Annotated in this window: 9 protein-coding genes, 2 tRNA genes and 2 rRNA genes; all 13 read left to right on the top strand. The window is 52.9% G+C overall.

What is annotated here, in order from left to right:
* Positions 1 to 48 precede the first annotated feature (48 nt).
* On the top strand, positions 49 to 1,869 hold the full coding sequence (locus tag GCWU000342_RS00065; protein ID WP_006905063.1) for a hypothetical protein: 1,821 nt from the start codon (positions 49 to 51) through the stop codon (positions 1,867 to 1,869).
* A gap of 60 nt (positions 1,870 to 1,929) precedes the next feature.
* Positions 1,930 to 4,365 carry an ATP-dependent Clp protease ATP-binding subunit gene (locus tag GCWU000342_RS00060; RefSeq protein WP_006905062.1) on the top strand — a complete coding sequence of 812 codons (2,436 nt, stop codon included), beginning with the start codon at positions 1,930 to 1,932 and terminating at the stop codon, positions 4,363 to 4,365.
* Positions 4,366 to 4,438: 73 nt separating this feature from the next.
* Positions 4,439 to 4,852, top strand: a complete 414-nt coding sequence (locus GCWU000342_RS00055; RefSeq protein ID WP_045000429.1) for a hypothetical protein — start codon at positions 4,439 to 4,441, stop codon at positions 4,850 to 4,852.
* Positions 4,853 to 5,007: 155 nt separating this feature from the next.
* Complete coding sequence (gene radA / locus GCWU000342_RS00050; RefSeq protein WP_006905060.1) at positions 5,008 to 6,387, top strand: DNA repair protein RadA; 1,380 nt, start codon at positions 5,008 to 5,010, stop codon at positions 6,385 to 6,387.
* A gap of 56 nt (positions 6,388 to 6,443) precedes the next feature.
* Positions 6,444 to 8,066 carry a malolactic enzyme gene (locus GCWU000342_RS00045; RefSeq protein ID WP_045000010.1) on the top strand — a complete coding sequence of 541 codons (1,623 nt, stop codon included), beginning with the start codon at positions 6,444 to 6,446 and terminating at the stop codon, positions 8,064 to 8,066.
* Entirely contained in the window at positions 8,038 to 8,247 is a 210-nt protein-coding gene (locus GCWU000342_RS10065) for a hypothetical protein (protein ID WP_083790693.1), read from the top strand. The genes GCWU000342_RS00045 and GCWU000342_RS10065 overlap by 29 nt, the downstream gene beginning before the upstream one ends.
* A gap of 129 nt (positions 8,248 to 8,376) precedes the next feature.
* Positions 8,377 to 9,351 carry a DUF3137 domain-containing protein gene (locus tag GCWU000342_RS00040; protein WP_242649952.1) on the top strand — a complete coding sequence of 325 codons (975 nt, stop codon included), beginning with the start codon at positions 8,377 to 8,379 and terminating at the stop codon, positions 9,349 to 9,351.
* 72 nt (positions 9,352 to 9,423) lie between these two features.
* Positions 9,424 to 9,975 (top strand): LemA family protein, encoded by a 552-nt coding sequence (locus GCWU000342_RS00035; RefSeq protein ID WP_006905056.1) that lies wholly within the window; start codon positions 9,424 to 9,426, stop codon positions 9,973 to 9,975.
* Between the two features lie 187 nt (positions 9,976 to 10,162).
* Positions 10,163 to 11,548 (top strand): DUF4026 domain-containing protein, encoded by a 1,386-nt coding sequence (locus GCWU000342_RS00030; RefSeq protein WP_006905054.1) that lies wholly within the window; start codon positions 10,163 to 10,165, stop codon positions 11,546 to 11,548.
* A 370-nt stretch (positions 11,549 to 11,918) separates the two neighbouring features.
* Positions 11,919 to 13,454, top strand: a 16S ribosomal RNA gene (locus GCWU000342_RS00025).
* A gap of 190 nt (positions 13,455 to 13,644) precedes the next feature.
* A 5S ribosomal RNA gene (gene rrf / locus GCWU000342_RS00020) occupies positions 13,645 to 13,762 on the top strand.
* 3 nt (positions 13,763 to 13,765) lie between these two features.
* Positions 13,766 to 13,839, top strand: a tRNA-Ile gene (locus tag GCWU000342_RS00015).
* Positions 13,840 to 13,930: 91 nt separating this feature from the next.
* Positions 13,931 to 14,003, top strand: a tRNA-Ala gene (locus GCWU000342_RS00010).
* Positions 14,004 to 14,330: the final 327 nt, after the last annotated feature.

Here is a 14,330-nt window from a genome sequence, read left to right as displayed (position 1 = left end):
GTGGAATGCCGGAAAAGAGCGCATTCTATCGCTTATAAGGAGAAGACCATGAGAGGAAGAGCCGCACAAGTCGCGATTGCGCTGGCTGTCAGCGCCACAGTAGCGTCCACAGGGGGGATCCCTGTGAATGCGGCGGGCAGTACCTATATCGATGTATCCAATTCCAATCCCAAGGCCGGCGATTTGATTACGGTTCGGGTGCGTGCCTCTGAATCAGATACCTTAACTCTTACCTATGACAATACGCTTCTGGATCCGCAGCAGATCAATGCCGCTGGCTACAGCAGGGCGGGCAATAAGATCAGCTTCAACGGGATCTCGGGAACCATCACCTTTCGCGCGGTCGATCAGGGAGCCGCAGGTCTCAAGGTGACTGCGGCAGACCCCTCCCTTGCGGCGTGCAGCATGTTTGTGCATGTGACAGCCAAAAAACAGGAGGATAAGAGCCAGGAGAATACGCGTCAGCAGGAAGCGCAGACGCAGCAGTCGGAGCCCGATCTGAACTATAATGGTAAGAACTACACGATTTCAGAGAAATTCCAGGGACAGACTCTGCCCTTTGGCTTCAGTCAGACCCGTCAGACCATCAATAATTATAATTACAAGGTCCTGACCAATCCGACCCTGCAGATGACACTGGTCTATCTCAAGGAGTCCGACAAGCTGAATGAGGACGGACATTTCTTCATCTATCATCAGGACGGGACGGTGGAGCCCTTCTATCAGCTGGGCGACGCCAATCAGTATCTGGTTCTCACGGTGACAGAAGGGGTCAGCGGACTGACAAGCGCGACTCTGACCCTGAATGGGATCACCTATCCCACCTACACAGACGCCTCCGGCAACATATATGTCTACGGGAAGGATCAGACGGGGAACAGCTCATGGTTCCGTCTGGATCCGGGAAATGGAAGTTTTAGCGCTGTCGCGGATATCAACAGCGCAATCAAGCCGGCGGCACAGGAAGAAGAAGCTCCTAAGACAGAGGAGGCGGCTGCCGCGAAGGATACTCTCGCGGACCATATCAGGGCACTGCCCCTGGCTGCCAAGATCGCGGGACCTCTTGTTCTTTTGCTCTTGCTTTTGGCCTCTCTGCTGACCGCCCTGCGGCATAAGAAGAAGGGAAGTGAGACTGTCCCGGCCGAGAATGCGGCAACAAGGCCAGAAGGAGGGGAAGGGGCAAAAAATGAGAGCCTCCTGGCCCAGGATACTCTGGTATATGAGCCCGCGGAAGAGGGGGCAGAGGATCCCGATTCGACAGAGGATCGGTCAGGGGCTGTGTCTGAGGAGAAGGCGGCCTCGAAGTCAGACGATGACAGGCACGATGCCAGCCAGACAGAGCCGGATAATAACAGCCAGAGAGAGCCGGGCGATGACAGCCAGACTAAGACAGCAATAGACGGTGTCAATCAGGCGGAGACAAAACAAGACATAAATTCCGGGGAGGCAGAGAATCTGAAGGAAGCAGGGCCGGGCCCGGATGCAACAGACCAAAAGCTGTCAGAGGAAGCGTCAGAGTCCGCTCTTTTTGCCAGGGTAGAGCAGGAGCGCAAGGACAGACTCGCCAAGATCTCTGCCCGATTTGGAAATGATATGGATATTGAGGAGGAAGACGATACTGCGAATGAACCGGAGGAGCAGGCCAGGGATCCGCTCGATATCGGGGATACGACCAACTTAGATCCCGGCAGCATCTCTGTGGTCGCTGAGAACAAAGGCTCTAACGACGGCGTCTTAGAGGCGGTTGAGGCAGCGGTCGCCTATGCGAGGCGCAAGGCGGAGCAGCAGGCCAAAGAAGAGGCGGCGAGCAGAGATGAGAAAGAGGAGAGCTTACCGGAACTTCAGCTGATGGATTTAAATGATCTTTAATCTGAGGAGCGTGTCTGATTACAATCAGCGCGCTCTCTTTTGACAGGAAATGAGGTTGAGATGAAATTTACCCCACAGGCTCAGGCCGCGCTGGATTATGCCAGGCGCATCTCAAAGCGCCTGGGACATCACTACATCGGGACGGAGCATCTGCTTTTAGGACTTTTGCATGATAAGACCCTGTCCGCCATGGCCCTGCAGGAGCAGAAGGTAGATGAGGACCGTCTGATCGGCCTCATGCAGGAATTGCTTGGCGGGGGAGAGGGAACTGCTCTCGCAGAGCAGGACGGCAATACGCCCAAGCTGAATCAGCTCCTGGAGGAGGCCCAGCTGGAGGCGAATACCAGCCGCGTGGAGGAGATCGGGACGGAGCATTTGCTTGTCGCCATGATCCGCATGCCCGACTGCGCGGCGTCCCGCCTGTTAAATGCTGTAGACATCGATCCGCAGAAGCTCTTTTCCGATATCATTACCGCGATGGGAGAGGACGGGGAGATCTACCGGGAGGAGCTGGTTGCCAGGGGGAATACGGAGAGCGCGCAGGCGGAGTCCGTCCTGGAGAAATATTCCAGAGACCTGACAGCCATGGCGGCGCAGGGGCAGCTGGATCCGGTGATCGGCAGAGAGGGGGAGATCCGCCGTCTGATTCGGATATTGAGCCGACGCAGTAAGAATAATCCCTGCCTGATCGGGGAGCCGGGGGTCGGCAAGACTGCGATCGTCGAGGGGCTGGCGCAGCGTATTGTCACAGAATCAGTTCCGGACAGTGTTCGCCATAAGCGCCTCCTCTCTCTGGATTTATCCGGGATGGTGGCAGGATCCAAGTACCGCGGCGAATTTGAGGAGAGGGTCAAGGGGGTTATCGCCGAGGTGATCAGCGCCGGGAATATCATTCTCTTTATCGATGAGATCCACACCCTGATTGGCGCGGGCGGCGCGGAAGGGGCAATCGACGCTTCCAATATGTTGAAGCCGGCCATGGCCCGCGGAGAAATCCAGCTGATCGGCGCCACGACCATTGAGGAGTACCGCAGACACATTGAAAAGGACACGGCCTTAGAGCGCCGCTTTCAGCCGGTGATGGTTGAAGAGCCGAGTGAGGAGGAGGCCATCGCAATCTTAGATGGAATCCGTCCTCTCTACGAGCAGCATCACAAGGTCAGCATCAGTCAGGAAGCGGTTCGCTCCTGTGTGCGTCTGGCCTCCCGCTATATCAGTGATCGTTTCCTGCCGGACAAGGCAATCGATCTGATGGATGAAGCGGCAGCCAGGCTGCGCTTGACTGAGGATGAGAGAGGACCTCTTCTCTATCAGATGGAGGAGGCTTTAGCGCAGCAGGAGAGAGAGCTCCTTGCGGCCTTAAAGGCAGGAGATATGGAGAGGGCCAGGGCGATACGAGGAGAGTCGGAGAAGGTCAAGGCAAAGTTGGAAGCGGCACAGAAGCGCCAGAAGAGAAGCTCTGCCAGGAAAAAGCGAGTCCTGACGGAGAGCGCAGTCGCTGAGGTCGTCGCGGAGTGGACGAAAATCCCGGTCTCTAAGCTAAACCAGTCGGAGGCCAGCCGCCTGCGCAGACTGGAAGCGACCATCCACAAGCGGGTGATCGGCCAGGAAGAAGCGGTGGAGGCGGTTGCCAGGGCGGTTCGACGCGGCCGCCTGGGTCTGAAGACTCCCGGAAAGCCGATCGGATCCTTTCTCTTTTTAGGACCGACCGGAGTCGGGAAGACAGAGGTCTCAAAGGCATTGGCGGAGGCGGTCTTCGGGACCGAAGAGGCCATGATCCGGGTGGATATGACCGAGTATATGGAGAAACAGAGTGTGGCCAAGATCATCGGTTCTCCTCCGGGCTACGTGGGATATGAGGAGGGAGGACAGCTCTCTGAGAAGGTTCGCCGCAACCCCTATTCGGTCATCCTCTTCGACGAGATTGAAAAGGCGCACCCGGATGTGTTCAACATTCTTCTGCAGATTTTGGATGATGGTCATGTGACGGATTCCCAGGGACGCAAGGTGGACTTCAAGAATACCATTATCATTATGACCTCCAATGCGGGAGCTCAGCGAATTGTGGACCCAAAGAAGCTGGGCTTCGGGGCGGAGGCGTCGGAGGCGCAGGATTATGAGAATATGAAATCCGGCGTCATGGAGGAGCTGAAGCGCCTCTTTAAGCCGGAATTTCTCAATCGAATCGACGAGATCATCGTCTTTCGGATGCTGACGAAGACAGACATGAAGAAGATCGTATCTATTATGATGGGAGACCTGACCAGACAGTGCAGGGAACAGATGCATCTGGAATTGAAGGTTCGTGACTCTGTCAAAAAGTATATTGTCGAGAATGCCTATGAGCCCAAGTACGGCGCCCGTCCTCTGCGCCGCAAGATACAGACGGAGATTGAGGACAGGCTGGCAGACGCTCTGCTGGCCGGGGAGATCGATCCCTCCGGGACGGTTGTGATCAGGGCTAAAAAGGGTCGGATTGTATTTGAAAATGCCTGAGAAAAGTCCTTGAATTCGTTGGAAATTCGTCCGGGGCTTGGCTATAATCAAATCAGAAACATTTAGAGAAAGGCTGGAAATTATGTCTACACTGATTCGAGTGGAAGAGGATGGGAGCATCAGTTTTGGAGATGCCGGTTTGAAGGTCAAGTCCAAGCAGGATGATTTCAAGGTAGAGGGCGACGTCTATAAGGTGAAGACCTGGGAAGAGATCACCAAGCTGGAGCGCAATGGCCTGTTTGCCTATGAGTCTGTTCCCGGCACGAATGTGGAGCATATGCGGGTGGCCGCTGACCAGGTCAGCTTCACGGTCTCTGGTCCCCAGGACGCGGAGATCACTTTGGGTTTGGAAGCGGGATGCGAGTATGACATTCAGATCGACGGCAAGGATGCCGGTTCCATGAAGACCAATCTGGGCGGGAAGTTAACCCTGTCCGCAGAGCTTGAGGCTAAGGACAAAGTCGAGGTAGTAGTCAGGAAGGCATAAGACAAGCAAGAGGCCTTCCCGTGAGAAGATGATGAGCAGAGCACCGATCTCCACAAAAGATCAGTGCTCTGTTTGTTCATGACAAGAGAATGCCCGCTTGCGTAAATAAAAAAGAGCTTAAGCGAGCCCCTGCTTTTGATGATGAGGAGTGAAAGATGGCTGCAAAGGGAAGTAAAACCGTATATTTCTGCCAGGAGTGCGGCAATGAGTCTCCAAAGTGGCTGGGACAGTGTCCGGTCTGCGGCGCCTGGAACAGCTTCGTCGAAGAGGTTGTTGAGAAGACCTCATCCAGGGCCCAAAGAGAGAAAAGAGATGTCAGACCCACACATCTGTCTGAGATTATTTCTTCGGATGAAAAACGGATTTCTTCAGGGATGCCTGAGTTGGATCGGGTTCTTGGCGGCGGTATTGTCCAGGGGTCCATGGTTCTGGTGGGAGGGGATCCGGGAATCGGAAAGTCAACCCTGCTATTGCAGGTCTGCCGCAATCTCTGCAGCAGAAAGGTGGATGTCCTCTATGTGTCGGGGGAAGAATCCCTGCAGCAGATTAAGATCCGCGCCGACCGCATGGGGACATTTGACGATCAGCTCTCCCTTCTCTGTGAGACCAACCTGGACATTATTCGCTCTGTGGTTGATCGCAGCCGCCCCAGGGTGCTTGTGATCGACTCCATTCAGACAATGTACAGTGAGACTGTCGGCTCCGCGCCGGGATCGGTTTCTCAGGTCAGAGAATCCACAGCAGTTCTGATGCAGATCGCCAAGGGAATGAACATCACCGTCTTCATTGTAGGGCATGTGACCAAGGAGGGACTTGTGGCCGGTCCCCGTGTTCTTGAGCATATGGTGGATACGGTTCTGTATTTTGAGGGAGACCGCCACGCGGCTTATCGCGTCCTGCGCGGGGTGAAAAACCGCTTTGGCTCTACAGATGAGATCGGAGTCTTTGAAATGTGCCAAAACGGCCTGCAGGAGGTAGCCAATCCCTCGGCCTTTATGCTGAATGGGAAGCCCAGGGGGGCCTCCGGTTCTGTGGTGGCCTGTTCCATTGAGGGAACCAGACCCATTCTGGTGGAGATTCAGGCTCTGGTCTGCCATAGTAACTTCAATATGCCCCGCCGCACGGCCGCCGGATGCGACTACAACCGGGTCAATCTGCTGATGGCGGTTATCGAGAAGAGGGCCGGGCTGCGGTTGGCAGAGTCCGACGCCTATATCAATATCGCCGGGGGCATTCGCATGAATGAGCCGGCGGTTGATCTGGGAATTGTCCTGGCCATCATTTCCTCCTATAAGGAAATGCCTGTTCCTGATGATCTCATCTGCTTTGGGGAGGTGGGACTGTCCGGAGAAGTCCGTGCCGTCAACCTGGCAGAGCAGAGAATTGCCGAGGCGGCTAAACTTGGCTTTTCCAGGATCATCATGCCAAAGGTTAATCTGAGCGGAATTCGCGGGAAATACAGTCAGCTGGACCTGGTCGGAGTCGAAAATGTGCAGGAGGCCATGCGCGCGATTCTTCCATCTACTATGATGTAGCTGTTAGAAAAAATGTCGGGAACATGTTTTTCAGCGTTCAAGAAAGGAAGGCAGCCATGAAGGCACATGAAATCCTAAACAATCCCTTTTTAAATAAGGGAACGGCATTTACAGAGGAGGAGCGCAGTAAGCTGGGACTGGTCGGCTTATTGCCGCCGCGCGTGCAGACGATTGAAGAGCAGGCACGACAGACCTACCAGCAGATGCAGACGAAGGGGACAGATCTTGAGAAACGCCTCTTTTTGATGGAAATCTTCAACACCAATCGCACTCTGTTTTATTATCTGTTTTCACAGCACCTGGAAGAATTCAACCCCATTGTCTATGACCCGACCATCGCTGATACCATCGAGGGCTACAGCGATCTTTTTGTGGATCCGCAGTACGCAGCTTATCTGGATATCAACCATCCGGAGAATATTGAGAGCACCCTGCGCTATGCCGCCGGCGATCGTGAAATTCGCCTGATTGTCGTCACTGACGCGGAGGGAATCCTGGGCATCGGAGACTGGGGGACAAACGGAGTTGATATCTCTGTCGGAAAGCTGATGGTCTATACAGGGGCCGCCGGCATCGACCCGGCCAGCGTTCTCCCCATTGTGATTGACGCGGGCACCAACCGCAGAGAACTGGCGGAAAATCCCAACTATCTCGGAAACCGCCACGAGCGCGTTCGCGGGGATCGCTACTACAATTTTATCGATCAGTTTGTAACAGCGGCAGAAAAACTCTTCCCCAGGCTCTACCTGCACTGGGAGGATTTCGGCCGCGGCAGCGCCGCGAATATCCTGAACAAGTACAAAAATGTCATTCCGACCTTTAATGACGATATTCAGGGAACCGGAATCGTGACGCTGGGAGGAATCTTCACGGCAATGGAGATCTCCGGGCAGAAGCTGACGGATCAGGTATATGTATGCTTTGGCGGGGGAAGTGCCGGGGCTGGAATTGCCGCCCGTGTCCATCGTGAGATGGTGGTCGACGGTCTGACAGAGGAAGAGGCCTATCAGCACTTTTTTATGGTAGACAAGCAGGGGCTTCTCTTTGATGACATGGAGGATCTGACTCCCGAGCAGCGCCCCTTTGCCAAAAAGCGCAGTGACTTCGAGAATGCCGATCAGATGACTGACCTGCTGCAGGTAGTCAAAACGGTTAAGGCGACGATTCTGGTCGGAACATCGACGCAGCCGGGCAGGTTTACGGAGGAAATTGTCAGGGCAATGTGCGCAAATACAGATCGCCCGGTTATTTTCCCCTTGTCTAATCCGACCAGGCTGGCAGAGGCAAGCGCGGAGAATCTGATCAAATGGTCTGAGGGGAAAGCCTTTGTCGCGACCGGAATCCCCTCTGCCAATGTGCGCTATCAGGGGGTTGACTACACCATCGGACAGGCAAATAATGCTCTGATCTATCCGGGATTAGGACTTGGGATGCTGGCCTCTGAAGCAAGTCTTTTGACGGATGAAATGATTGGAGCGGCGGCGCACTCACTCAGCGGGATTACTGATATCCGTCAGGAGGGCGCTCCTGTACTTCCTCCCTTTAAGTACGTGCCTGAGGTTTCCACCAAGGTGGCGGAGGCTGTGGCTAAGAAGGCTCAGGAGCAGGGCCTGGCTCGCGCCAGGGAGAAGGATATGGAAAAGGCAGTCCGTGAGTTCAAGTGGGAGCCCAGATACTAGGAGGAGCAGCGATGTTATTCTTGTTTCGATTGAGTCGATCATTCCGATTATCGCCTTGATTGCGCTGGGCTGCATTCTTCAGAAGCGGGGCTGGTTTCAGGACAGCTTTGGCAATGACCTGTCCAAGCTGATCCAGTCCGCAACACCGGCTCTGGCGGTCCTGCCGATCTTGGTCAATTAGGGAGACGGCAATGTTGAATTCGCGACGAATGTTGACAAAACAGATCGTCTTGCCCTTCGGCAATTGTTGAACCATGGAAGAAATGCTATGATTCTATTGTGGAATGCTCGCAGAGAGATTGGAGGAAGTGTGGCATCAGAATTTATGCAATCCGACAGGGAAGAGGAGCTGGAGCGAATTCGACGGCTGGAGGCATCGCCGGACTATCAGGAGAAGCTGAAACAGCTGCGGGAGAAGATGAACAGCAATCTCCAGTGGAAGATGTATACGATCATCTGTGTCGTCATTGGTGTCTTTTTATTTATGCTGTTTCGCTATCAAGGGTTGATTGCCGCCGCCGTCATCGCCTTTTTCGTTCTCTACCCCCGATACAAGAAGCGCCAGGAGCTCTTCGGCGGAGATAAGGAGGACAACGAGCATCTCTATGTTGAGAATATGCTCAATCCGATTGTCAAGGAGATTTTCCCGGAGGGAGAGATCAGCGTCAACTCGGATTTTCCTCTTGACTCGATCAGATCAGTGATCCCGAGCTCCAGAACTTACAAGAGCTATCGCCAGATATCCTTTCACAATGAGAGCGACCTGGCCGTGGCCAATGTCTATGCCTATCACACGGAGGAGAGAACCAGCAGCGACGGGGAGCACCGAACGACCGAGACGGTACAGGACTTTCGGGGTCAGGTCTATCAGATGCGTTTTCCCGGAGCATTTGACGGGCATATCCGTGTCGTCCCGACGAGGACAAGCGCTTTTTTAAAACGCGAAGTGCAGGATTATCCCGGGACCCGTGCCGGTGAGATGAAGATTGACACGGAGGATATTCGCCACAACGAGAATTACAATATATACTGCACGGATGAACTTGCGGCGCGAAATTTCCTCAATCCGACTGTGCTGGACTGGTTCGATAAGAATATATCCCAGAGCCAGACGGCCATCTATATCGAGGATCATGAGCTCTATATTTCCCGCTATACGGACCGTGATATTTTCCCTCTCCCCAGGACTTTGGAGGAGATCGACCATCTCTCTTTGATGGAGGAATACAAGAAGCTGAGGGGCGAGATAGATTTTATCCAGAGCTTCACGGCGATTTTTCAGTGACAGATGCCCGTCCTGCCGAAGGGAAAGAGAATCGGTCATTGGCCGGTGTCAGATGTATGAAAGGAGTTTAAAATGGTTTTTGCAGTTGTCGTTATCCTTGCAGCAGTTATTATTATCGGCTGGTTTATCGGTCAGAGCAATCGGCTGAATCGCTATGTTGTCTCTATCGAGGAGTCGAAGAAGACGGTTGATATCACGCTTGCCAAGCGCTATGACACCATCTCTGAGATGCTGAAGGTCGCTAAGGCCTATGCCAAGCACGAGGAGAAGGTCTTTACGGAGTTAGTCGGTCTGCGTCAGTCAGCCAGCATTCAGGAGACGAACCGCGCCATGGCAAATCAGAATGATGTGCTGAGTCAGATTCGCGCGGTAGCGGAGAACTATCCGGATCTGATGTCCTCTCAGCAGTTTTTGACTCTGCAGAAGGAGATCGCCAGTGAGAATGATGAGCTGGCCGCATCCAAGCGGATTGTCAACAGCAATGTGCGGGTAATGAACCAGGCAATCGTAAGCTTCCCGACCTCTCTTGTCGCCGGCTTCAAGGGGATGAGCAAGTTCGACTTCTTGGAGGAGGATCTGGAAGGGAAGAAGGATCTGAAGGATCTGGACTACAACATCGACTAGGGGTGCCTTCGCAAGAAGCATTTCTATTGGCTTAGGCCTGCGGCATGGATCTTCGATCAGAGGTCTGTGCCGCTTTTTGATTGCCGATCCGGGTTTTGCAGACAGGATTGTGGCCGATCGGAAAGATTGATAGAATCTGAGACAGAAGGCATATGAAATCGTTCATTCGAGATATCAAGGAGGCGGTATGGGTTACTTCAAGAAAATGGTCCAAGGCTTATCTCAAAAGACCAAGGAGACAGACCCGGAAAGGTCCGCGCATTCGCGTCAAGAAGCTCCCCTCGCCTACTGGGAAGAATATTCCTATATGTCAGCTTTGCTGACGGAAGACGATGTACTGACTGCACTGACTGAGGACATTTTCGCAAATATTGAGGCCCTGGAGGGCATAGAGCTTAAGCATAGGAATTTACCGGGTGCAGACGGCCCCGGACAAGCCCTTGTGTCATACCAGGGATTGGATTTTGCTGTGGGATTTTTTCCGGGCGATTTCTCTCGGGACGGCCTTATACGATGGCAGGTCCAGTATTTTTCAGAGAGGGAGAAGGAGGAGATTCTAAAAGCAGGGTGGGTATTAACCGTATTTATGAAGTTTGCGGGGGATCCCCAAAAGGCATACCACTTGCAGCTCAAGCTGGTCTATGCAATGGCCCCGGCAATGATTGCTCTCTTTGATGAAAGTGCCGAGAGACTCTTGAACAGGAGATGGGTGGAGCTGGCAGCTGCTTCAAGGGTCTTGCCGTCCCCCGACAGTCTATATACCGTGCAAGCTGTCTCCGATGAAACAGAAGTATGGCTTCATACGCATGGATTGTGCAGGTGTGGGCTCCATGAACTGGAAATTCTCGGTTCCAATCGGGATGAATACAGGACGCATGGTTCATTAATAACCAATTATGCATGTAGCTTACTCGATCGGGAAAAAGCAGGAGAAGTGGATGATGACCATGAAGAGGGAGGGAATAAAGAAGTACTGGAAATAGGACGCTTTTGTGATGGAGAGTCAATCCTTGTAAGCTCGAGAAAATGGACCGAGGGTTTGCGGTACTATCCGGAAACTATTCTGGGAGGCCTTGATGACAGAAGAGAATCCCATAATTCCAAGACAAATATCATTTTCCTATATGGAAGTGAAGAGGATCGAAAGGAGGACCGCTTAAGACGGCCATCAGAGTTCACCGAAAAAATAGAGAATAACCCCATCTTTTTCGTGAGCAATGAGGAGACGGAGAGGATGAGCTCCTTGGCGAGAGAACGGTTTCCCTATGTTGTGAAGATGCTGCGGGAAAAACAGGAAGAAAGACAAGACATTGTCATCCTGCTCAAGCTGGGACTTGAGACAGTGGACAGCGAAGGCAAACCGGATCAGGAGAATCGCGAACATATTTGGTTTGAGGCCCTCTCTATGGAGGGAGATTGTTTCAGAGCCAGATTGACGCAGGAACCATACAATATTCCGAATCTTCATGAGGGAGATGAGGGAGTATATTCATTAGAGTCTGTGAGTGATTGGAGGATTCACACGGAAGATCATTCCATCGCTCCGGAGACGGCATACCTTCTAGATTTATAGAGACGGGAACAGGCCGGCAAATGAGAATACACTTGTGCACCCGGGAGAGAATCAATAGAGGGGCGCGGCAAGAGCCGGTACAAGATCTTGTAGGTAAAGGGGAGAGAGGGGGAAAAAGCGGAAAACTTGGAAAAAGTCCTTGACGATCCGGCGAGAAAGCCTTATATTTACATCACTGTCGCAAAAGGGCAAGAGCCTTGGCGCGACAAGTTCTTTGATAACTGAACAATGAAACAACCTTGAAAGATTCTAAGAGAATCAAAGCGAATCTCAGAGCAATCTGAGGACCTAAAAACAGTAAAGGATTAGCCAAGCTAATTCATTCTGGGAGAAGTCTTCTGTCACCGCAAGGTGAGAGAAGCAGAACTTTTAACATGAGAGTTCGATCCTGGCTCAGGATGAACGCTGGCGGCGTGCTTAACACATGCAAGTCGAACGAGAAATGATATTACGATCTCTTCGGAGTGACGGTTTTATTTCGAGTGGCGGACGGGTGAGTAACGCGTGAGCAACCTGCCCTGTACCGGGGGATACCAGTTGGAAACGACTGTTAATACCGCATAAGCGCACGATAAGACATCTTGTTGTGTGAAAAACTCCGGTGGTATAGGATGGGCTCGCGTATGATTAGCCAGTTGGCGGGGTAAAGGCCCACCAAAGCGACGATCATTAGCCGACCTGAGAGGGCGACCGGCCACATTGGGACTGAGACACGGCCCAAACTCCTACGGGAGGCAGCAGGTGGGGAATATTGCACAATGGGCGAAAGCCTGATGCAGCGACGCCGCGTGAGTGAGGAAGTATTTCGGTATGTAAAGCTCTATCAGCAGGGAAGAAAGAAATGACGGTACCTGAGTAAGAAGCTCCGGCTAAATACGTGCCAGCAGCCGCGGTAATACGTATGGAGCAAGCGTTATCCGGATTTACTGGGTGTAAAGGGAGCGTAGGCGGCAGAGCAAGTCTGATGTGAAAGCCCGGGGCTCAACCCCGGTAGTGCATTGGAAACTGTTCAGCTCGAGTGTCGGAGGGGTAAGCGGAATTCCTGGTGTAGCGGTGAAATGCGTAGATATCAGGAAGAACACCGGAGGCGAAGGCGGCTTACTGGACGATTACTGACGCTGAGGCTCGAAAGCGTGGGGAGCGAACAGGATTAGATACCCTGGTAGTCCACGCTGTAAACGATGAATACTAGGTGTCGGTACCCGAAGGGTATCGGTGCCGTCGCAAACGCATTAAGTATTCCACCTGGGGAGTACGTTCGCAAGAATGAAACTCAAAGGAATTGACGGGGACCCGCACAAGCGGTGGAGCATGTGGTTTAATTCGAAGCAACGCGAAGAACCTTACCAAGTCTTGACATCCCGATGACAAGCGATGTAATGTCGTCTCTCTTCGGAGCATCGGAGACAGGTGGTGCATGGTTGTCGTCAGCTCGTGTCGTGAGATGTTGGGTTAAGTCCCGCAACGAGCGCAACCCTTGTTCTTAGTAGCCAGCAGGTGACGCTGGGCACTCTAAGGAGACTGCCGGGGTGAACCCGGAGGAAGGTGGGGATGACGTCAAATCATCATGCCCCTTATGACTTGGGCTACACACGTGCTACAATGGCGTAAACAAAGGGAGGCGAAGCCGTGAGGCCAAGCGAATCCCAAAAATAACGTCTCAGTTCGGATTGTAGTCTGCAACTCGACTACATGAAGCTGGAATCGCTAGTAATCGCAGATCAGCATGCTGCGGTGAATACGTTCCCGGGTCTTGTACACACCGCCCGTCACACCATGGGAGTTGGTAATACCCGAAGTCAGTGACCCAACCGCAAGGAGGGAGCTGCCGAAGGCAGGACTGATAACTGGGGTGAAGTCGTAACAAGGTAGCCGTATCGGAAGGTGCGGCTGGATCACCTCCTTTCTAAGAGATCGAGTAGAGAGTTGTTTCATTGTTGAGTTATCAGGCACGCAAGTGTTTGAGCGCACCTTGTGGACTTCGTCCACAAGCCGGGGCATTCGCCCCGACAACAATGAAAAACCACTGCTTATGAATGCAAGCATTCAACGCAGCGTATTTCATTGTTATTGCGGCTCAAGGATAACTTTATATTTTCGGTGGCGATGCGCCTGAGGGGAACACCCGTTAACATCCCGAACACGATGGTTAAGACTCAGGCGGCCGACAGTACTCGGCTGGAGACGGCCCGGGAGGATAGGTGGCTGCCGAATTATGGGCTTATAGCTCAGCTGGTTAGAGCGCACGCCTGATAAGCGTGAGGTCGGTGGTTCGAGTCCACTTAAGCCCATTCTCAACGCGAAAAGCGTTGAAGAGATACATAGCAATAGAAGATAAAAAGCATATAGCGAAATCGTCTGTTGCTTCATAGAAGTACCCATGGGGGTATAGCTCAGTTGGGAGAGCACCTGCCTTGCAAGCAGGGGGTCAAGGGTTCGAATCCCTTTATCTCCACTGACCGGTTTTCCGGTCACGGTACCTTGAAAACTTCATACAGATAGAAGAATTGATAAAAAGACCTTCTGGATCTGCAGATCATGAGCGGACCTGTTCGCGAATGAGATGGAGATTGCAACAGAAGGGTCGACAAATATCAAGACATCCGAGAATTAACAAACCCTTTCGGTTCCAACGTACACACCGCCCGTCACACCATGGGAGTTGGTAATACCCGAAGTCAGTGACCCAACCGCAAGGAGGGAGCTGCCGAAGGCAGGACTGATAACTGGGGTGAAGTCGTAACAAGGTAGCCGTATCGGAAGGTGCGGCTGGATCACCTCC

This window comes from Shuttleworthella satelles DSM 14600, assembly GCF_000160115.1.
In the GTDB taxonomy this organism is placed as follows: domain Bacteria; phylum Bacillota; class Clostridia; order Lachnospirales; family Lachnospiraceae; genus Shuttleworthia; species Shuttleworthia satelles.
Note: the sequence above shows the minus strand (reverse complement) of the source record. Positions and strands in the feature narration are given on the sequence as shown.